Raw genomic sequence first — 19,436 nt, forward strand, 5'->3', positions numbered from 1 at the left:
TTAAAAAATAATAAATATAGCTAAACTGTGAAATGTGCTATTGGCTAAAATAGGATAAGAAACTATAGCTGCAAATATCCAAATTGATGTTTTTATCAGTCTTCCAGACTTGGTTTTTCTTTTAGTTTTTTAAGTCTTTCTTTATTTAGTATGGAGCTTATCTCTTCTACACTTTTATCAATATCATCATTGATTATTACATAATCATATTTATCACGTTTGCTTATCTCTTTTTGAGCTTCGGCTAATCTGCGCTCTATTTCGCTTGCATCATCACTATTACGCTTTTGCAAACGCAACCTAAGCTCTTCCATTGAAGGGGGAAGTATAAAAACACTCACAACTTTTTTTCTCATGAGCTTGAATAAGTGAAATGCTCCTTGCCAGTCTATGCTGAGTAAAACACTTATTCCATTGCTTAAGTTTTGCTCTATAAAATTTCTTGGTATACCATAAAAATTCTCAAAAACTTTGGCGTATTCAAGCATTTGGCCAGCTTTGCATAACTCGTGAAATTTTTCTTCGGTAACGAAAAAATAGTCTTTTCCATTTCTTTCGCCGGGGCGAGGCTTGCGTGTAGTCATAGAAACAGACCTAACTAAATTAGTTGATTGCTCAAGTAATTTTGCTGATATAGTAGTTTTTCCAGCTCCAGAAGGGGAGGATAGAACCAAGAATACGCCCTCACTTTTTACGGTCATTTTTCTTTGCATTTTTTAACATGGTGCTTTTTGGATCAGAGTTTAAAAAGCTAGAACCTTCTAAATTAGAATTTGATAAGTTGGTGCCAATGAGAGAAGAGTTATCAAAGACAGTATAGCGCAAATCGGTCTTTTCAAAATTTGCCTTATTCAAATTAACGTTTACAAACTTTGCTCTACTCAATGTTGAATTAGAAAAATCGGCATTTTCTAAATTCATATTCTTAAATTCAAAGTAAGAATAATTTACATTAAATTTTTCACCCTGTGATATTTTCTCTTGCAAATCTTTAATCGAAGTTATAGCATTTTCTGAACCTGCAAGTTTTTTCTGTCCTTTATTGTCAATCAAAATTGAATTATCAAATTTGCAACCTGTTAAGTGAGCATCAACAACTGAACTTTTATATATGCTTGAAGAGAGAAAAGACATATCACTAATTGTTGAATTACTCAAATTGCTAAGAAAAAAGCTAGTTTTCCTAAAGGCATTAGCGTGAAGCAAAGAAGATCTGAAATCGCTTTCAATAAAATTTGAATTAGTTACTTTTAAATTGGACCAGCTCGAATTATCAGCTAATAAATTAAAGAATGTTGAATTTTCTATTTCACTGGAATCAATATTATGGCGAGAAAGTGTACTGTTATAAACTTGAGAGTCTTGGATTTTTATCTTATACATTGAAGTTGTAGAAAGGTCTGAATCTTCTATCTTCGCAGAGGTGAATAGTGAATGGTCAAAAGATGAGCCATTCATGTTAGAATTTGCAACTTTAGTATTATGAAACTTTCCGTGACGAATGTCAGCATTAGAGACATTAACTTGATGCAGTTCACTAAAACTAAAATCAATATTGGATAAATCAGCATCATGAAGATTTGCTTCAGAAACATATGCATGTTTTATCTTGGAACCATTTAGTATAGATTGAACAAAACTTGAATTATCGTCATTCACATAGGAAATTTGTGTGTTGCTTAAATTAGCCTCGTCGAAGTTACTGTTAATTATGATAGAAGAATTAAGGCAGGCATCGGAAAGATTGCTACCTGTAAAGTCTGATTCTTTTAACTCTGCACCATATATGTTAGCATTTTTTAATGAAGAAAATTGTATCTTTAATTTATATGCATCCACTCCAAAGAAACTTGCATTATCAAGGTTGTTTTTCTGCATAACAGTATCGTTTATTTCACTATCACTAAAATTTACGTGGCTAACATTCGAGTTTGATAAGTTGGAGAAATTCATTTTCACATTCGAGAAATTAGTATGCAAACCAATTACGTTGTGCATACTTACTTTTTTGAGATCGGAACTGATAAAATCAGCATAACTAACATTAGACTGATCAAATACGATATCTGTTAAGTTTGCAGAAACAAATTTTGTAAAACTCAAATTTGTACCTTTTATTTTAATGCCATGTAAATTAGCATTGGAAAAATTACCACCACGTAAATCAACATCAATGAAAGACACATCGGATAAATCGGTGTTAGAAAAATCGGCACCAATCAGACTTACTCCATCAAAAACAGATTTACTTAGGTACAGTTGGTTAAAATTAGCTCCATTTAAGTTAGAACCAAAACCTTTCTTAAAATCTTCTGGCACGCCCTCTTTGTGGCACTGCACCAAAAATTCAGCAAAGTCTTTTTTACTGTAAGATACGTATTTTACATCATGCAGAGCTTTTAAAAAATCACTAATCTGATTTTTTTCATCATTTGTTTCGTTTCCATAACATAAATGACCAACTAAAATTAATATCAAAAATCTAATCATCTTGCTTATCACACTGCGACTCATTGTTTTCTTTCGTTTTCACAGCCCAATCGTACATTGCTGAGCTTTCTTTATTGTCTATTTTTCTATCCTCCAAAAGGTGTGGCATCATTTCGGCAATCGCATTTATTATATTGATCTGCTTTTTTTCGATTGCTATATCAATTGGGGATTGAAAATTATTGTTAACTACTCTAAGATCAGCACCTTGTAATAAGAGAAAGCGCACTATGTCTACCTCACCTTGTTTAACTGAATAAATGAGAGGAGTATCACCCAATTTATTTCTAAACCTTAGTATCTCTTGAATTGTTAATCCAATTTTTTCTAGCTTACTTATTACTCCTCTTAAGCAAGTTAAGTTGTTCTTCTTAATGCAGTAAAAAAATTGCTTACTGTAATCATCAATAAACACAGTTGTAGGAAGATGCTCATTAAGGCTATCATATTGTCGTTTATATATTGACTTGCTTTGTATGTCTTTATGACCCCATTCTTTTATTGGTTCTCTGTTTAGCTTTGTCCATTTTTGTAAATTTTTCTTTTCACTTTCATCTTTTTTAGTTATAGGTTTTACTCTATTGCGGTCCTTGGAATTACTGTTTGTTTCTTTCACTTTTTTTTCTTCAAACTGACTCTCTACTTTTTCTTTTTTTTCCTCTAATAATTGACTCGCATCACTTTTTGAAAGTTCATTATCTTTTATATCAATCTTCTGATCAGCTTGTAGATTTTTTTGCGGGTTAGCTGTATTCTCATTTAAATCAGCACTTAAAGGCAAAGGCTCTGGTTTCAAATCTTTATTCACTTCTTTATTGGCCACATTTGGTAAATTTTGAGCAAATTTGTCTGTGCTTCCTTCTAGCTGGTCATTTGGCAAATCTTTATCAATCCTTTCACCTTCACTTATAGTTTTTTCAACCACGAAAGCTTTGTTCTCGTTGTGTTGCAGTTTCTCTTTATCGGTAGTGCCGTCTAATCTTTTGCTCTCAGCCTCTTGTGTTTGTTTAGCATCGACGTTGCTTTTCAACTCATCTTTTTGATTTGTGCTATCTTGCTTCCTTACACCTACATTTTCGTTTTTATGAACTGATTCAATTTTCTTTTCTTCAAGCTGCTCTACGGCAAACAGGATGGGTGATCCGAATACGACAGCTAATAATATAAAATATAAAATATTCTTCATAAATATCCCAAGCATAAGCTTAATTAAAATGATACTATAATCAAATGATTAATCTACAGTAAAAAATGCCTTAGGATTTAATTTATAAAAAAACAATAGATTTTTTGTATCTGTTCAGGGGCATCGCAAATATTGAAGCAAAGTGGTCAGTGCTTACTGTACGAACATTGTGATTTGAGAGCAATCTCCGCTAGGGAGGATGTCATCCCAGTGCCCAGACACTGGGATCCAGAAAACTTAACTTTAAATAAGTGGCTGCATAATAAACTACACATTAAACCTAAAGTGCATTATATCACCATCTTGCACGATGTAATCTCTGCCTTCAAAGCGAATTTTTCCTGCGTCTTTACAAGCCGGTTCACTTCCATACTTTATGTAGTCTGCAAAGCCTATCGTTTCTGCTTTTATAAAGCCTTTCTCAAAATCAGTGTGGATTACACCTGCTGCTTTATCGGCTGTTGACCCTATTTTTACTGGCCAAGCTCGTGCTTCTTTTGGCCCTACAGTAAAGAAAGTTATCATACTCAGCACTTCATACATAATACGCGCTACTCCATCAAGCCCTGATTCTTGTAAGCCAAATTCTGATAAAAAACTCTGTTTTTCCTCTTCACTATCAAGATTTGCAATATCTGCTTCGAGTTTTGCTGAAATGCAATAAAATTTGCTTTTATTTTCCTCTGCCATTCTCTCTACCTTTTTAGATAATTCATTGCCAGTTATAACATTTGTATCTTCAACATTGCAAACGTACATAACGGGCTTTGTTGTCAGCAATTGAAGCAACTTCATCTCATCTCCATCGATATTCTCCAAACTTCTTGCAGGTTTACCTAATTTTAAAGTAGCTAATACCTCTTGCATTAATTCAAGTTGTCTCTTTAGCTCTTTATCACCTTGCTTTGCTTTCTTTTCCAATTGAGGAAGCCTTTTTTCTATGCTATCAATATCAGCTAGGATTAATTCCATTTCTACCACTTTAGCATCTGATATTGGATCTATTTTACTGTGTATATGGCTGATATCGTCATCCGTAAAGCACCTGAGCAGATGAACGATGGCATCAACTTCTCTGATATGGCTTAAAAATTTATTGCCGAGCCCTTCGCCTTTACTCGCACCCTTTACCAGACCTGCAATATCTACAACTTCTAATTGGTTGTAGATTACCTTCTCTGAGCCTGCAATTGCTGCGATTTGTTTCAAACGTTGATCTTTTATCGAAATCTTGCCTATATTTGGCTCGATTGTGCAAAAAGGATAATTTGCAGCTTCGGCTGCACTTGACTCTGTAAGCGCATTAAATAAGGTTGATTTTCCTATGTTTGGTAACCCAACTATACCGCAGTTAAAACTCATATTTGCTATGTAAAATTATAACTATTGCATAATTTAAAAATTTCTGCTATACTTAATTAGTCGCTTATTGACAATTTTGTTGGTATAGTAATATATAGCTTAAATTAAGGTAAAACTATGACTACAGCTAAGAAACGGAAACTACCAAGTGACTTTCATGATGTTGAGGTTGGAATAAAAAGGCCCAGGATCTCAGGGCAAGAAATAACTCTTTTAAATAGTAACCCTTACCCTGACAATTTCTATGTAGGACAAGCAATTGGTAATGGAAGCTGTTTTTTTGACTCGTTCAGGCAAAGTCTAGAACAACAGACAGGAGAGCAAGTTACTGCCGAAAAATTAAGAAATGATTGTAGGGAATTTGCGCAAAAGAATCCACCAAAGTGGTTTACAAATGCAATTGTCAATAGTCATGATAACAATGGCCAGCACCGTAGTGAAACTGTAGATGATTATACAGCAGACATTATGCGTAACAGTAGGTGGGGTGATCCTGACGTTGAAGGCAGAATACTTTGTGAAAAGTATAAGGTAAAGCTACATGTTATAGAGAACCAGACTGTTGATAACCAAGATCTGTCTTTGCATGAATTAATAGACAATTCAGGTTCAAAAAGTGCAGGTGAATACAATAAAGTTGATTATGATGATAGTAGTATTGTGCATATAATAAACAAAGGCGGATTGCATTTCGAACCATTGCTTGATAGAAATAAAAGTTTAGCAAAACAACTGCAAGAGGAAACCAAACTTAAACAAGAGCAAGAACAAGAAGATTTCCTATTAGCAAAAAAACTGCAGCTAGACGAGATCTTAGAATATTGTAACCTTTCAAAGGATATCTCTGAGAGAGCAGAGGTTGAAAAGGGATTTGATAAGTTATTGGCAGAAAATGCTGATGGAAAAATTGGTGATGTTGTAGGGCAGTGCGTTAGTGATATAAAGCAGCGCATAGAGCAGCAAAACCCTTCAAGTTTACTAAGATGTGGTACGGAATCGATGGCAGAACCATTTCATCAACAACGAGCACCACAACTTGTAAAATCTTAATAGCCCTGTATATTTTTATATAGGGCTTTTGCAAGCATTTCATATAATATGAACTTGCAGTACGTACTAACCTAAATGCAAGTTGACCATGAGACTAGTTTAATTATTGATGCCATAGAGGAATTTGGTGGTGAGGCTAGGCTTGTCGGCGGGTGTGTGAGAGACTCAATTTTGCAGCGTGATGTCCACGACATCGATTTAGCTACTAATTTGCTTCCCAATCAAACGATTAAAGCGCTAAAACTCCGTAATATAAAAACTATTCCAACTGGCTTAAAACATGGAACTATCACTGCGGTTCTAAATCAAAGATCTTTTGAGATCACAACACTAAGGCATGATGTGAAATGTGATGGTAGGCATGCAAAAGTAGAATTTACCAATAATTGGCAAGCGGATGCTTCAAGGCGCGACTTTACATTTAATGCTCTGTATGCAGATAAGCATGGCCATATATATGACTACTTTGGTGGTATAGAGGACTTAAAAGCGCGAAGGTTAAACTTTATAGGCAACGCTGAAGATAGAATTAAAGAAGACTATCTACGTATTTTAAGAGCATTTCGTTTTCATGCAAAAATATGTGTCGGAGATTTGAGTGATGAAATACTAAACGTATGCAAAAAGCATTCGCATATGATTCAAAACCTCTCTGGAGAGAGAATAAGAGATGAAATACTTAAATTGCTGGAGTGCAATGATCCTTTTCCAACACTTAAGAGCATGCAAGAATCTGATGTTTTGCAAAAGATTATCCCAAAAGAAGTAAAATGCGAAATTCTGTCTTCGCCACTTCTTTTGGGCACTGATGCACTAGTAAAATTAGCGTTACTCCTTAGGACTACTAAAAAAAATGACAGGCTAAGTCTTGGAGAATATGTAAGCAAATTTTTACGTCTTTCGAACAAGCAAAAGAAAAAGCTGCTATTTTTACTATCCAACGATATCAAAACAGAACTCTCAGAAAAAGAGCAAAAAAAATACATATCTTTATTTGGTAGAGAATTATATTGTGATTTAGTGAAAATTTGTGGTGTTGAGTCTGGAGAAAATGTTGATGAATACATTTCATTTGCTAACACATTCAATATTCCAAAATTTCCTTTATCTGGCGATGATTTAATAAGTATAGGTCACCAGCCAGGAAAAAGTTTAGGTAGAAACTTGGAATTGCTAAAACAACATTGGGAAGATAGCTCCTACACTTTAACAAAAGAGGAGCTGGTGCTTTATGCTAAGAGCCTATTCTAACTGCTTTCTGACTGTTCAATGAATGTATGCTTGCAATATTAGGGGAACTCATAGAGGAATTAGGTATATGTTCTTTTTTAGCTTTTTCTGTTAATTGATATTCGTTTACTCCTCCTTGAGTTTGATTACACATTCCCTGATCTGGAGATAAAAATTTATCTCTATTTGGTAGAGAATTATATTGTGATTTAGTGAAAATTTGTGGTGTTGAGTCTGGAGAAAATGTTGATGAATACATTTCATTTGCTAACACATTCAATATTCCAAAATTTCCTTTATCTGGCGATGATTTAATAAGTATAGGTCACCAGCCAGGAAAAAGTTTAGGTAGAAACTTGGAATTGCTAAAACAACATTGGGAAGATAGCTCCTACACTTTAACAAAAGAGGAGCTGGTGCTTTATGCTAAGAGCCTATTCTAACTGCTTTCTGACTGTTCAATGAATGTATGCTTGCAATATTAGGGGAACTCATAGAGGAATTAGGTATATGTTCTTTTTTAGCTTTTTCTGTTAATTGATATTCGTTTACTCCTCCTTGAGTTTGATTACACATTCCCTGATCTGGAGATAAAAATTTATCTCTTATGCTTAATGCCAGTTGTAACTCTTGAATCTTATTTGAAAAACATTTCATTTTAGCCTCTGTTAATTTTCCTGTAACAATTTCTTTAAGCAATTCTCCTGAGTCGTTATTATTATTATTCTTGCTATTAAAGCTGTGCAAGATAGAGTCTACAATCTTATTTACCCCTTCTTGTTTGTTAAATTCTAATTTTTTTACGCATTTTCTAACAGAAGGTGACAACTTGGCTTTTAACGTGTCATCTCGTAGTTCTTTACCCATATTTTTTCCAATGTTACAATGTTCGTTGACAACTTCTTTAACCTTAGCTTCTATGATCTCCCTTGCGGATTGTTTCAAATTACTTTCTAATAATTCAAGCAGCTTACTGCTTTCAAATTTGCCATCATCTTGATTTGATAGAGACTTTATAGTTTCATTAAGCACGTTATGGCAAAAGTGTTTCTCTTTAAATTCAGGAAAACCTTTTTTTAACTCCTCGTTTTTCCCAGATAAAAAGTTATTGAGACCCTTATCCCTAGAAAGCTTATTGGGCAAGTTTCGTAATTTTGAAAGAGTTGATTTTGCAGTAGATACTGTACTCACTGCACTGCCTTTTTAGCCAATTGACCTTCTTTTGCTTCCTGTAGTTTCTTAGTGTCAGCTTTCAATTGACCTTCTAAATCAATCTCCAATTGTTGTTTAGATTCTTGAACACTTTGTAATTGCTTCCCCAAGTTCTCCATTTCACCCAATTGAGCAGTCAATGTATTCACACTTAATCGTAGAGCTTTGTTTTCATGACCTAAGTCACTGACTTTATTTTCTAATTCAGTATTTTTGTCTTTAGCCTGACACAATTTATCAGTCCATACGCGTCAAGTTAAGGAAATAAAGGTATGAAAGAGATAGAATAATAAGGTATAAGTTCTCCCAGATATACTTTTAGTGAGAGAACCAATGAATAAAATAACTTGCTTATCAAAAAAGCTCAAAGAATTTTTTAATGAAAAAGCAGAGAAAATCTCAATTACAACAAGGTTTATAAAAAGAAAGAGAAAGCTAAAAGGTTCATCATTCGTAAAAGCCATGGTCTTGGGTAATATAGGAGTTGATAATTGTAGCGTAGAAACAATGTGTCAATTACTAAACGAGGACTCGATAGATATAACAAAACAAGGTTTGGATTTTAGATTTACTGAAGAAGCAGTGGAATTTATGAAAAGGATGTATAATGAATCTGTGATTCTCTTTAAAAATATCTTGCAAGTTGATTGCAAAATCTTACAGCAATTTAATAGTGTTAAATTATTGGACAGTAGCTATATTACTCTACCTAACAGTATGGAAGAGATGTATAAAGGTTATGGTACTAGCTACAGTGGCTATGAAAGCAATACTAAGTCTGGAATAAAGTTACAATTAGTTTTCGACTACATGAATCAGATAATAGACCAACTTAATTTAACGGAGGGGGTAAGATCAGACCAGGGATATAGGAAACATTTAAGTAATATATTAAGCAATGATTTGCTAATATCTGATCTCGGTTATTTTGTGCCAAGTTCTTTTAAACAAATCAATGAAATAGGAGCTTATTTCATAAGTCGTTATAAATCCGATACCAACATATATGATGTAGAAACAAATCAAAAAATGGAGTTATTAGAATGTTTAGAGGATAAGTTATTTTTAGAAAACGAGGTATTGTTAGGAAAAGAAGCAAAAATTAGAGTAAGAATTATATGTCAGAAACTAACTGAAGAACCATACGCGTCAAGTTAAGAGATTGTGAGCAAATTTAGAGAGGTTAAAGTGGATACTCTAGCCCTTCTACGTTTGTCTTTTAATGAAAATCGCGACCAAGTTATAGTGAGTTTTTTAAGAAATGCTTTTAAACTATTAATTTTGGTTAATACTAAAAATAACTCTCTAACCCGCCTTTTTAGCTCAATAAATGCCTTTGTTAAGCTAAGTTCTGTATTCTTTTTCACTTCTGTGCAACCAACTATGCCGTGAAATATAAGAATTGCGCACAATTTAGCATATAGTTCACATAATACTCTGCATGGCTTTCCTTTTAGCTTATCAAGCCTGATATGGCTTTTATACAATTTAAATAATAACTCAATTTGCCACCTTACTCTGTAAATCGTTAATACTTGCTCAGCACTAATTTTATTTTCTGGAACATTAGTTATAAATATTGACCAGTTCAACAATTTTTGATTTCTTTTAGAGGATGTATATCCCTGCGATCTTGCTAATCTATTAGCTTTCCTTCTTCTGGCCATAGACTGTTCTTCAGTTAGTTTCTGACATATAATTCTTACTCTAATTTTTGCTTCTTTTCCTAACAATACCTCGTTTTCTAAAAATAACTTATCCTCTAAACATTCTAATAACTCCATTTTTTGATTTGTTTCTACATCATATATGTTGGTATCGGATTTATAACGACTTATGAAATAAGCTCCTATTTCATTGATTTGTTTAAAAGAACTTGGCACAAAATAACCGAGATCAGATATTAGCAAATCATTGCTTAATATATTACTTAAATGTTTCCTATATCCCTGGTCTGATCTTACCCCCTCCGTTAAATTAAGTTGGTCTATTATCTGATTCATGTAGTCGAAAACTAATTGTAACTTTATTCCAGACTTAGTATTGCTTTCATAGCCACTGTAGCTAGTACCATAACCTTTATACATCTCTTCCATACTGTTAGGTAGAGTAATATAGCTACTGTCCAATAATTTAACACTATTAAATTGCTGTAAGATTTTGCAATCAACTTGCAAGATATTTTTAAAGAGAATCACAGATTCATTATACATCCTTTTCATAAATTCCACTGCTTCTTCAGTAAATCTAAAATCCAAACCTTGTTTTGTTATATCTATCGAGTCCTCGTTTAGTAATTGACACATTGTTTCTACGCTACAATTATCAACTCCTATATTACCCAAGACCATGGCTTTTACGAATGATGAACCTTTTAGCTTTCTCTTTCTTTTTATAAACCTTGTTGTAATTGAGATTTTCTCTGCTTTTTCATTAAAAAATTCTTTGAGCTTTTTTGATAAGCAAGTTATTTTATTCATTGGTTCTCTCACTAAAAGTATATCTGGGAGAACTTATACCTTATTATTCTATCTCTTTCATACCTTTATTTCCTTAACTTGACGCGTATGATTTATCAGTCTGTGATTTAAGTAAAGCCACTAATTTGCTAGCTTGCCATTGTTGATTCAATTCAATTAATTTATCCTCCTTGTCCTTTAACCTACTCTTAAGTTCTATTATTTGTGCTTGCAGACTTTCATTATCTTTCCTAGTAGCTTCAATTTCTTCTCCTTGCTCTCTTATTATCATGTATTGATCAAATATAGTTTTCTGTTGTTCATCAACTTTATCCTGCATTGCTTTTTTATCTTGTTTGTATTTGGTTAGTTCCTCTTCTCGTTCGCCTGCATCTTCTGTAAGTCCCTTATAACTCTTTTCAAGTCCTTCAATTGCAGATCGTAATTCTCTATTTTCTTCTTTTAAGGAAGCATTTTGTAAACGTTCAAGTTCTAATTCCTGATTTATGCCCTCCAGCTGTTCTTCTAATGCTTCATCATCTTCCTCTGTTATCAATGCTACTCCATCCATACGCGTCAAGTTAAGGAATGTAGAGAGCTTAAAGTAGATACCCTGGTCTTCCTATATCTGTCTTTCAAAGAAAACTTTGACCAGATTATAGTAAGCTTTTTTAGAAAAATTTTTAAATTATTGACAATATTGTTTAATATCAAAAAGAGCTCTCTAACCCGCCTTTTCAATTCAATAAATGCCTTTGTTAAACTGAGCTCCGTGTTCTTTTTTAGTTTTACACAGCCAACCATTTCGTGAAATACGAGAATAGCACATAATTTTGCGTATAGCTCGCACAATACTCTAAATGGATTTGTCTTTCCTTTTAGTTTATCAAGATTGATATGACTTTTATATAGTTTAAATAGTAATTCGATTTGCCATCTTACTCTATAAACCGTCAATATTTGTTCAGCATTAATTTTACTCTCTGGAACATTAGTTATAAATATTGACCAATCTAATAACTTTTGATTCTTTTGAGAAGATGTATATCCATGTGACTTTGCTAATTTATTAGCCTTTCTTCTTCTAGCCATAGACTGTTCTTCAGTTAGCTTTTGACATATAATTCTTACCTTAATTTTTACTTCCTTTCCTAATAATACTTCTTTTTCTGAAGATAATTGACCTTCTAAATACTCCAATAGCTCTATTTTTTGATTTGTTTCTATATCATATATATTGGTATCAGACTTATAACGACTAACAAAATATGCACCTGCTTCATCAATCTGTTTAAAAGAACTAGGCACAAAGTAGCCCAAGTCAAATATTAGCAAATCATTGGCTGATAAACCGTTCAGATAATCCCTATAACCTTGATCCGACCTTATTCCTTCCATAAAATTTAACTTATCTAGCGCTTGATTCAGGTAATCAAAGACTAACTGTAGCTTTATTCCTGATTTGGTATTATTCTCACAATCTCTATAGCTACTGCCATATCCTTTGTACATATCTTCCATGCTACTGGGCAGGCTAATGTAGCTGCTATCCAATAATTTAACGCTTCCAAATTGCTGTAAAATTTTGCAATCAATCTGTAGACTTTTTTTAAATAAACACAAAGCTTCGTTATACATTTTTTTCATGAACTCAACTGCTTCTTCACTAAACCTAAAATCTAAACCCTGTTTTGTAATTTCTATCGAGTCTTCATTTAGCAATTGGCACATTGTTTCTATGCTGCAATCATCAACTCCTATGTTACCAAAAACCATAGCTTTTATGAATGATGAGCCATTAAGTTTTCTCTTTCTTTTTATAAAACCTACTGCAATTGATATTTCGTCTGCTTTTTCATTAAAGAATTCATTGAGGTCTTTTGATAAGCAAGCTATTCTGTCCATTGTAAGTTCTCTCATTCATATATCCAAGAGAATTTATACCTTATTATTTTCCTTCACTCTATCAACTTTACTTACACTTTTCCTTAACTTGACGCGTATGGTAGCTATATTACTCTACCTAACAGTATGGAAGAGATGTATAAAGGTTATGGTACTAGCTACAGTGGCTATGAAAGCAATACTAAGTCTGGAATAAAGTTACAATTAGTTTTCGACTACATGAATCAGATAATAGACCAACTTAATTTAACGGAGGGGGTAAGATCAGACCAGGGATATAGGAAACATTTAAGTAATATATTAAGCAATGATTTGCTAATATCTGATCTCGGTTATTTTGTGCCAAGTTCTTTTAAACAAATCAATGAAATAGGAGCTTATTTCATAAGTCGTTATAAATCCGATACCAACATATATGATGTAGAAACAAATCAAAAAATGGAGTTATTAGAATGTTTAGAGGATAAGTTATTTTTAGAAAACGAGGTATTGTTAGGAAAAGAAGCAAAAATTAGAGTAAGAATTATATGTCAGAAACTAACTGAAGAACAGTCTATGGCCAGAAGAAGGAAAGCTAATAGATTAGCAAGATCGCAGGGATATACATCCTCTAAAAGAAATCAAAAATTGTTGAACTGGTCAATATTTATAACTAATGTTCCAGAAAATAAAATTAGTGCTGAGCAAGTATTAACGATTTACAGAGTAAGGTGGCAAATTGAGTTATTATTTAAATTGTATAAAAGCCATATCAGGCTTGATAAGCTAAAAGGAAAGCCATGCAGAGTATTATGTGAACTATATGCTAAATTGTGCGCAATTCTTATATTTCACGGCATAGTTGGTTGCACAGAAGTGAAAAAGAATACAGAACTTAGCTTAACAAAGGCATTTATTGAGCTAAAAAGGCGGGTTAGAGAGTTATTTTTAGTATTAACCAAAATTAATAGTTTAAAAGCATTTCTTAAAAAACTCACTATAACTTGGTCGCGATTTTCATTAAAAGACAAACGTAGAAGGGCTAGAGTATCCACTTTAACCTCTCTAAATTTGCTCACAATCTCTTAACTTGACGCGTATGGCTACTCCATCAGTCTGAACCCCTCCATCTTTGTTTATCACTACACTTTGGCTCTCTTTCTCTACAACTTCAGGTTTTAAGTCAACTTGAACACTTCCATCTATTGTCTTAAAAGCATCAGTTTGAACTTCATTGTTTGCAGTAGTTTTATCGTAGTACAAAATATTTTCTGCCCATCTATTCCATCTCTTGGGCAATATTCGTCCAATCGTTTTTAGATATAACCAAGCAAATACAGTAGACCAGCTGTATTTTTTTTCCTTTCGCTTAATATTAATTTCATAATTAACCTTATTATTAATATTTAGCATAAAATTACCTTATTTTTTAACTTTAATTTACAGAAAATTTTAATAGTAATAAAGTTATATATATTAGTATAAATGTTAAACAAATACTAACACAGGTGTCAAATTATGGTAAAGTCTTTGCCCGCCTAATACACTTTAAGCAGAAATGTACATGTCTGCAAGTACAGCATTTGCTTTTTCTATCGCTCTTGCTAACACTTCCTGTTCATTGTTCTGATTTTTCACATTGATTACCTGAGCAGCCAAGTTTGCAGGAAAAGTGACCAAACTGACTTCCCATAATTCCACTTGTTTTAACACTCTAGCTCCACTTTTATGATCAACATCATACTCTATAGGTATATAGCCGATGGAAAGTCCGTTAATTGCCCCAGTTTTGAGCATCAAATACACTTCTTCTGCTTTCTGAATACCCAAAAGTAAATGTGCGGTTATATACAGGCCAACATCATTTTCATAAATATCTATGATGCTACCTATAGGTTCGTCAGGATTATGCTGCCAAAGGAGTTTTATTTTATTTCTGTTTAAATTTTCCTTAAATGCTCCAGGCAATATCAGATCATTTTGTTTATCAACTATATTAAAAACGCTAGCATAACCAGAAAATACACCGTTTTCTCCTATGCTTTTTATTGACAATGGTGAATAGAGAAATTTCTTATTCATAAAGCCTCCTGTAGTATTGGGAATTTTGTTTCGCAATGCACTGCGATATAATTCTATTATATGCAGTGCTCTAAAAGGGGGAAGCACTTTTCTTAGTTACTAAAAACGCTAAATTGTAATATGGTACAATGTTACAACGATGTCATGAAAGTAGCTGAAACTGGTTCCTTTATGACGGCAGTACCTTCTCCTGTCATCCGAGTAGCCTCCTTTTTTTGTCATCCCAGTGCTTGACACTGGGATGGCTTTGTTGCATAGCAACTGAAAAAATCTGGTGGCTACTGACAAAATTCATTATAAAATAGCCATTTAACCTTGAAAGAAAAAATATGCCACAAAAAATGAGGGTCAGTAACCATAGCGAATATAACAAATTTCTAGAAAAAAGAGGAAATATTTTTCATTATATCAACGAAGCCATAGAAAAGTGGTACGAGAATGGTCCAAAAATACCAGGTGGCAACAATATTTATAGCGATAAAGTTGTAATTTTGGTGCACATAATAACTTGTTTATTTAGAATAGGCCTGAGGCAAACAGTTGGGTTTATAGCAGGATACCTTGAGCAAATTGGGAAAAATTTGCAAGTTATCAGCTATTCACAATCATCAAGAAGGTTTAAGAAACTCAATATTAAGATCAATGATTGCAGAAAATAATATGGAAGATATCGAAATTGCTATAGACAGTACAGGAATTAGTATATACAACAACACTCCTGGTCATAGCAAAGAAAATAGCGAAGATAGAAAGTATCGCAGCTATGAACAGACAAGAAAATTGCATGTAATGTTGAATACAAACAGCAAAAAAGCCATAGCTGTAAAATACAGTAACGGCTGATCACTATGGAGCTTGTGATTTGCTAAAAGAAGTCGATTTTCAGTATGTCATAAAAGTACTATATGCAGATAGGGCATATGACAGAGAAAAGCTCTATAAGCTGTGTAATCAATATGGTATAAAAACGAAAATTCCTCCGAAAAACAACGCAGCAGAGCATCCAAAGTTAGACTATATGGCTGAGAGAAATGCTGCAATTAGACTAATAAAATCATGCAGCGAAGATGGAATGAAGAGGTGGAAAAGGCAAACAAACTACGGAAAAAGATCTTATATAGAAAGTTTTTTCTCGCGACTGAAACAAACATTCGGGTTTAGTTTTAGGAATAAATCTGAGACAAATAGAGAGAAGGAACTACTTGTTAAATGCTATTTGCTCAATAAGTTCACTGATATTGGTATGGCTAAATTTGAGATAGCTTCATAAATTTATTGTGCGTTACCTACTATCCGAAGAGCGATGCAACAAAGCCCACTGGGATCCAGAAGACTTAATTTCAACCAAGTGGCTGCATAATAAAGGCTGGATTCCAGTGTCAAGCACTGGAATGACATCACAGGGGCATTGACCTCTCTTGGGCTCTTTTAGCTATAAACATTAAGAAATTTACCAAATGAAAAAAAAGGCAAAAGAAGCCCTGGGGTTATTATCTGCTTTAAAATATTGGCGTTTTTTATGTTTTAAACGCTTGACAAGCGAGATTCAGCCGCTTTTAATTGCAACTAACCTACGCTGCAAATGTTTAAGAAATTTACCAAGCAGAAAAAAAGACAAAGAATCCCCGAGTTAGCTAGTCTTTTACTATCTCTGTCAAGTATTGGCATTTTTTGATGTCTTGTAACGCTTTATAAGCGCGTTCAGCTTATTTAGATAAAAATCTAGATGTAGATGAAGTTTTGTAAAGACATACAGTATCTATATACTGCAAAAAATTAAACATAAGACGCCGATACATTAAGTAATCCTTACCTTTTAATCTGCAGATTGGCGAAAGCAAATACAATAGCTTCAGTTTCATGATAAGGGGGCTGGCGGAGTTTGTCAAGCAAGTTTTTAGCCCTGTCTCCTTGCTATAATGTTCATATCGATAGAAAAGCAAAAGAATAGAATGAAATATCAAGTGATATCCTCTATAATTAAATTTTTGAATGAAGAGATGACGGTTCGCGTAGGAATTAATGGTCTGGGTAGAATAGGCAGAGGCGTATTGCGTGCTATTTATGAAATAGAAAAGTATAGTGAGCAAATAGAAGTTGTAGCTGTAAATGGATCGCTCAGTGCAAAGCAGCATGCACATTTGATTAAATATGATTCTGTTCATGGCAAATTCAGTGGTGATATTGACTTTAATGAGTCTCAAAATTGGCTATCCATAAATGGCAAAAAGTTTTCTTTATATAGAGAACGGAGCCCTGAAAATATTCCTTGGAATGTTGATGTAATACTTGAATGTACTGGTGCATTCAACAAACGTGAAGAAGCAATAAGGCACAATGCAGAGAAAGTAATTGTCTCTGCTCCAGTTCCGGATGCTGATGTAACTATAGTTTATGGTGTGAATAATGATATGCTCAAAAAAGAGCATAAAGTAATATCAGCAGGTTCTTGCACTACAAATTGCCTTGCTCCGATTGTGAAAGTCCTACACTCCAGTTTAGGTATAAAAAGCGGTTTTATGACTACTATACATGCCTACACGAATGATCAAAATGTTCTTGATGGTAATCATAAAGATTTGCGTAGAGCAAGGGCTTGCGGATTATCTATGGTGCCAACTACAACCGGGGCAGCAAAAACAATTGGTTCTATAATTCCTGAATTAAAGGGCAAGCTAGATGGCACTGCCGTCAGAGTTCCGGTTAGCAATGTTTCTATGGTTGATTTTACATTTACGACTGATAAGAAAGCGACCGTTAAAGAAATCAATGAAATGTTTAAGGATGCAGCTCTCTCCTCTACGTCATTCCAGCGCGTGACGCTGGAATCTAATTTCTGGATCCCAGTGTCAGCTACTCGGATGACATCAGAGGGTACTAGGATGACAGAGGGTTATCCAATGTCAAATGTACTTTCTATATGCGAGGAACCTTTAGTCTCAATAGATTTTGTGCATAACCCTTATAGTGCAATTGTGGATTTAACCGGTACATATGTTACAGGTGATATATGCAGGGTTGCAGCGTGGTATGACAATGAGTGGGCTTTTTCGCTGAGAATGTTAGACATAGCATTATTGAGCTATAGTAAAGTATGAACTGGAACTCAAGCAAATACGCCTCATTTTATGAGCACTTTGCGGAACTCAGAAAAAGAGTTATCTTTTGCTTTCTATTTTTTTGCGTTGCTTTTGGTTTTTGTTATTACTTTAAGGAAAATATATACCGTTTTTTACTCGCACCTTTAATAGAAGCAACAAAAGGTAGCGAAGGTTTTTCTTTAATTTACACAGACTTAACAGAGGCATTTTTTGTGTATCTCCAAGTTGCAATAATGAGCGCACTTTTGTTTTCTTTTCCTGTGTTTGCATGGCAATTTTATATGTTCTTAGCACCTGGGTTATATAAAAGTGAAAGGGCAGTGTTGTTGCCATACTTGATTGCAACACCGGTTTTATTTGTAACGGGAGCTACTGTAGTCTATTACTATATATTTCCTTTAGCCTGGAAGTTTTTCATCACTTTTGAACATAGTGGGAAATCTTTCGGTATACCAATAGAGTTTATGCCATCAGTTAGCGAATATTTAGACCTCGTTCTCCAATTTATGTTTGCTTTTGGCACTGCATTTCAAATTCCAGTAATACTCACATTAATGGTGAGAGTAGGGTTACTCACTACACAAAGTTTGTCAAATAAACGCAGAATCGCGATAGTGGTAATTTTTATTATCGCTGCAATCTTAACTCCACCTGATGTATTAAGCCAAGTAGGGCTTGCAATACCAATGCTGATTCTATATGAATTGTCCATTCTGATATGTAGGTATATTGAAAAAAAGAAGACAAAGATTTAAACAAAGGAATCCCTCTCATCTCCTTTATATCACATTTTTAACTTACAACATTCTTATTCAGGACTTAAATATGGAAATGTTTCATAAATTGATTGTAATACTTTGTTAAGTTCAGCCTTACTTTTGATGATCAATAATACTGTATCATCACCTGCTATAGTTCCTATAATTCCTATGTTTTTGCTATTATTTAATGAATAAATAACATACTTCTGATCTAGAAAGTAAGCTAGGCTGCTAGCTTGTCCTGGTTGAGTGTGTAGTACTATTAAACCAAAATCCGAAATTTGCATATTAAGTATTAATGGTAATCGATATTGGTTGATGTCAATTACTTTATACATACCAGCAACTTTGGCAATTTTAAGTTCTTTCAATTTTCTTGATAAAGTAGCCTGAGAAATGTTATACCCTCTTTTTTTGAGTAAGGTCTGTAAATCGCTCTGTTCTAAAATTTCATGATTTTGAATAATATTTAAAATATGTTCACCTAGTGTGTTGTCATGCATTATGCATTTTCCTCATATTGAATATGTAATAAGTATATTTGAAATTATATTCATTATTTCTTGACTATTCAATTTTTAATGTCTATATTCACAAGATGAATAAAATATGAATATAA

Annotated in this window: 18 protein-coding genes and 5 pseudogenes; 10 read left to right on the forward strand and 13 right to left on the reverse strand. The window is 33.5% G+C overall.

Translation table 11 applies throughout. The annotated features are described in order from the left end of the window. Positions 1–95: 95 nt before the first annotated feature. The 4 genes from gmk to ychF all read right to left on the reverse strand — a co-directional run bounded on the left by gmk (position 96) and on the right by ychF (position 5,038). Positions 96–701, reverse strand: coding sequence for a guanylate kinase (gmk, locus tag ACQH2Q_RS01700; protein ID WP_425383607.1), 606 nt, complete (start codon positions 699–701; stop codon positions 96–98). Further along, positions 685–2,490 carry a pentapeptide repeat-containing protein gene (locus tag ACQH2Q_RS01705; protein WP_425383608.1) on the reverse strand — a complete coding sequence of 602 codons (1,806 nt, stop codon included), beginning with the start codon at positions 2,488–2,490 and terminating at the stop codon, positions 685–687. Before ACQH2Q_RS01705 ends, gmk begins: the two co-directional genes overlap by 17 nt. After that, positions 2,483–3,676, reverse strand: coding sequence for an ankyrin repeat domain-containing protein (locus ACQH2Q_RS01710; protein WP_265023891.1), 1,194 nt, complete (start codon positions 3,674–3,676; stop codon positions 2,483–2,485). Before ACQH2Q_RS01710 ends, ACQH2Q_RS01705 begins: the two co-directional genes overlap by 8 nt. 267 nt (positions 3,677–3,943) lie before the next feature. Next, a complete protein-coding gene (gene ychF / locus ACQH2Q_RS01715) occupies positions 3,944–5,038 on the reverse strand; it encodes a redox-regulated ATPase YchF (RefSeq protein WP_425383539.1) in 1,095 nt (364 codons plus the stop codon). Between the two features lie 117 nt (positions 5,039–5,155). Here ychF and ACQH2Q_RS01720 point away from each other — a divergent pair, with 117 nt between their 5' ends. Together ACQH2Q_RS01720 and ACQH2Q_RS01725 are read left to right on the forward strand one after the other, a co-directional pair. After that, the gene (locus ACQH2Q_RS01720) at positions 5,156–6,088 is read left to right on the forward strand and encodes a hypothetical protein (protein WP_341817406.1); all 933 of its coding nucleotides are present in this window, start codon (positions 5,156–5,158) and stop codon (positions 6,086–6,088) included. A 75-nt stretch (positions 6,089–6,163) separates the two neighbouring features. Then, positions 6,164–7,339 (forward strand): CCA tRNA nucleotidyltransferase, encoded by a 1,176-nt coding sequence (locus tag ACQH2Q_RS01725; protein WP_213862916.1) that lies wholly within the window; start codon positions 6,164–6,166, stop codon positions 7,337–7,339. Here the strand turns inward: ACQH2Q_RS01725 and ACQH2Q_RS01730 are convergent. Then, a complete protein-coding gene (locus ACQH2Q_RS01730) occupies positions 7,323–7,592 on the reverse strand; it encodes a hypothetical protein (protein ID WP_425383540.1) in 270 nt (89 codons plus the stop codon). The two genes, ACQH2Q_RS01725 and ACQH2Q_RS01730, sit on opposite strands and share 17 nt — an antisense overlap. Between ACQH2Q_RS01730 and ACQH2Q_RS01735 the strand changes: the two are divergent. Then, positions 7,489–7,761, forward strand: a pseudogene (locus ACQH2Q_RS01735) (CCA tRNA nucleotidyltransferase); the annotation flags it as partial. The gene ACQH2Q_RS01730 and the pseudogene ACQH2Q_RS01735 sit on opposite strands and share 104 nt — an antisense overlap. Here the strand turns inward: ACQH2Q_RS01735 and ACQH2Q_RS01740 are convergent. Further along, on the reverse strand, positions 7,745–8,509 hold the full coding sequence (locus ACQH2Q_RS01740; RefSeq protein ID WP_425383541.1) for a hypothetical protein: 765 nt from the start codon (positions 8,507–8,509) through the stop codon (positions 7,745–7,747). The pseudogene ACQH2Q_RS01735 and the gene ACQH2Q_RS01740 sit on opposite strands and share 17 nt — an antisense overlap. After that, a complete protein-coding gene (locus ACQH2Q_RS01745; protein WP_425383542.1) occupies positions 8,506–8,763 on the reverse strand; it encodes a hypothetical protein in 258 nt (85 codons plus the stop codon). The genes ACQH2Q_RS01740 and ACQH2Q_RS01745 overlap by 4 nt, the downstream gene beginning before the upstream one ends. Before the next feature lie 100 nt (positions 8,764–8,863). On the opposite strand from ACQH2Q_RS01745, the pseudogene ACQH2Q_RS01750 reads away from it, so the two are divergent. After that, positions 8,864–9,670 (forward strand): annotated as a pseudogene (locus tag ACQH2Q_RS01750) (IS4-like element ISWen1 family transposase); the annotation flags it as partial. 14 nt (positions 9,671–9,684) lie between these two features. Here the strand turns inward: ACQH2Q_RS01750 and ACQH2Q_RS01755 are convergent. The 3 genes from ACQH2Q_RS01755 to ACQH2Q_RS01765 form a co-directional block, all read right to left on the reverse strand. Then, positions 9,685–11,010 carry an IS4 family transposase gene (locus ACQH2Q_RS01755; RefSeq protein ID WP_264339118.1) on the reverse strand — a complete coding sequence of 442 codons (1,326 nt, stop codon included), beginning with the start codon at positions 11,008–11,010 and terminating at the stop codon, positions 9,685–9,687. A 73-nt stretch (positions 11,011–11,083) separates the two neighbouring features. Beyond that, positions 11,084–11,560 carry a hypothetical protein gene (locus ACQH2Q_RS01760; protein WP_425383543.1) on the reverse strand — a complete coding sequence of 159 codons (477 nt, stop codon included), beginning with the start codon at positions 11,558–11,560 and terminating at the stop codon, positions 11,084–11,086. Positions 11,561–11,565: 5 nt separating this feature from the next. Further along, positions 11,566–12,894 (reverse strand): IS4-like element ISWosp9 family transposase, encoded by a 1,329-nt coding sequence (locus ACQH2Q_RS01765; protein ID WP_155969615.1) that lies wholly within the window; start codon positions 12,892–12,894, stop codon positions 11,566–11,568. A gap of 102 nt (positions 12,895–12,996) precedes the next feature. Between ACQH2Q_RS01765 and ACQH2Q_RS01770 the strand changes: the two are divergent. Beyond that, a pseudogene (locus ACQH2Q_RS01770) lies at positions 12,997–13,962 on the forward strand (IS4 family transposase); the annotation flags it as partial. Here the strand turns inward: ACQH2Q_RS01770 and ACQH2Q_RS01775 are convergent. Beyond that, positions 13,939–14,286: a hypothetical protein gene (locus tag ACQH2Q_RS01775; protein WP_425383544.1), complete on the reverse strand. Its 348-nt coding sequence runs from the start codon at positions 14,284–14,286 to the stop codon at positions 13,939–13,941. The pseudogene ACQH2Q_RS01770 and the gene ACQH2Q_RS01775 sit on opposite strands and share 24 nt — an antisense overlap. Before the next feature lie 135 nt (positions 14,287–14,421). Next, the gene (locus tag ACQH2Q_RS01780; protein WP_006280514.1) at positions 14,422–14,955 is read right to left on the reverse strand and encodes an HK97 family phage prohead protease; all 534 of its coding nucleotides are present in this window, start codon (positions 14,953–14,955) and stop codon (positions 14,422–14,424) included. Between the two features lie 329 nt (positions 14,956–15,284). On the opposite strand from ACQH2Q_RS01780, the pseudogene ACQH2Q_RS01785 reads away from it, so the two are divergent. The 5 genes and pseudogenes from ACQH2Q_RS01785 to tatC all read left to right on the forward strand — a co-directional run bounded on the left by ACQH2Q_RS01785 (position 15,285) and on the right by tatC (position 18,811). Next, positions 15,285–16,225: pseudogene (locus tag ACQH2Q_RS01785) on the forward strand (IS5 family transposase). Positions 16,226–16,271: 46 nt separating this feature from the next. Continuing rightward, positions 16,272–16,352 (forward strand): annotated as a pseudogene (locus ACQH2Q_RS01790) (WPE palindromic element domain-containing protein); the annotation flags it as partial. Between the two features lie 60 nt (positions 16,353–16,412). Beyond that, positions 16,413–16,589 (forward strand): hypothetical protein, encoded by a 177-nt coding sequence (locus tag ACQH2Q_RS01795; RefSeq protein ID WP_264339401.1) that lies wholly within the window; start codon positions 16,413–16,415, stop codon positions 16,587–16,589. 366 nt (positions 16,590–16,955) lie between these two features. Then, positions 16,956–18,053 carry a type I glyceraldehyde-3-phosphate dehydrogenase gene (locus ACQH2Q_RS01800; protein WP_264339594.1) on the forward strand — a complete coding sequence of 366 codons (1,098 nt, stop codon included), beginning with the start codon at positions 16,956–16,958 and terminating at the stop codon, positions 18,051–18,053. Beyond that, the gene (tatC, locus tag ACQH2Q_RS01805) at positions 18,050–18,811 is read left to right on the forward strand and encodes a twin-arginine translocase subunit TatC (RefSeq protein ID WP_010962605.1); all 762 of its coding nucleotides are present in this window, start codon (positions 18,050–18,052) and stop codon (positions 18,809–18,811) included. The genes ACQH2Q_RS01800 and tatC overlap by 4 nt, the downstream gene beginning before the upstream one ends. Before the next feature lie 53 nt (positions 18,812–18,864). On the opposite strand, the gene ACQH2Q_RS01810 is transcribed toward tatC, so the two are convergent. Further along, complete coding sequence (locus tag ACQH2Q_RS01810) at positions 18,865–19,320, reverse strand: arginine repressor (RefSeq protein WP_064125001.1); 456 nt, start codon at positions 19,318–19,320, stop codon at positions 18,865–18,867. Between the last annotated feature and the right edge of the window lie 116 nt (positions 19,321–19,436).

The organism is Wolbachia endosymbiont (group A) of Melieria omissa, from assembly GCF_964031125.1.
GTDB classification, from domain to species: domain Bacteria; phylum Pseudomonadota; class Alphaproteobacteria; order Rickettsiales; family Anaplasmataceae; genus Wolbachia; species Wolbachia pipientis.

Excerpts from the sequence above, each read along its gene's own strand:
- gmk (WP_425383607.1), bottom strand. The coding sequence starts at position 701 with ATGACCGTAAAAAGTGAGGGCGTATTCTTGGTTCTATCCTCCCCTTCT.
- ACQH2Q_RS01705 (WP_425383608.1), bottom strand. The coding sequence starts at position 2,490 with ATGATTAGATTTTTGATATTAATTTTAGTTGGTCATTTATGTTATGGA.
- ACQH2Q_RS01710 (WP_265023891.1), bottom strand. The coding sequence starts at position 3,676 with ATGAAGAATATTTTATATTTTATATTATTAGCTGTCGTATTCGGATCA.
- ychF (WP_425383539.1), bottom strand. The coding sequence starts at position 5,038 with ATGAGTTTTAACTGCGGTATAGTTGGGTTACCAAACATAGGAAAATCA.
- ACQH2Q_RS01720 (WP_341817406.1), top strand. The coding sequence starts at position 5,156 with ATGACTACAGCTAAGAAACGGAAACTACCAAGTGACTTTCATGATGTT.
- ACQH2Q_RS01725 (WP_213862916.1), top strand. The coding sequence starts at position 6,164 with ATGCAAGTTGACCATGAGACTAGTTTAATTATTGATGCCATAGAGGAA.
- ACQH2Q_RS01755 (WP_264339118.1), bottom strand. The coding sequence starts at position 11,010 with ATGAATAAAATAACTTGCTTATCAAAAAAGCTCAAAGAATTTTTTAAT.
- ACQH2Q_RS01760 (WP_425383543.1), bottom strand. The coding sequence starts at position 11,560 with ATGGATGGAGTAGCATTGATAACAGAGGAAGATGATGAAGCATTAGAA.
- ACQH2Q_RS01765 (WP_155969615.1), bottom strand. The coding sequence starts at position 12,894 with ATGGACAGAATAGCTTGCTTATCAAAAGACCTCAATGAATTCTTTAAT.
- ACQH2Q_RS01775 (WP_425383544.1), bottom strand. The coding sequence starts at position 14,286 with ATGCTAAATATTAATAATAAGGTTAATTATGAAATTAATATTAAGCGA.
- ACQH2Q_RS01780 (WP_006280514.1), bottom strand. The coding sequence starts at position 14,955 with ATGAATAAGAAATTTCTCTATTCACCATTGTCAATAAAAAGCATAGGA.
- ACQH2Q_RS01795 (WP_264339401.1), top strand. The coding sequence starts at position 16,413 with ATGAAAAAAAAGGCAAAAGAAGCCCTGGGGTTATTATCTGCTTTAAAA.
- ACQH2Q_RS01800 (WP_264339594.1), top strand. The coding sequence starts at position 16,956 with ATGACGGTTCGCGTAGGAATTAATGGTCTGGGTAGAATAGGCAGAGGC.
- tatC (WP_010962605.1), top strand. The coding sequence starts at position 18,050 with ATGAACTGGAACTCAAGCAAATACGCCTCATTTTATGAGCACTTTGCG.
- ACQH2Q_RS01810 (WP_064125001.1), bottom strand. The coding sequence starts at position 19,320 with ATGCATGACAACACACTAGGTGAACATATTTTAAATATTATTCAAAAT.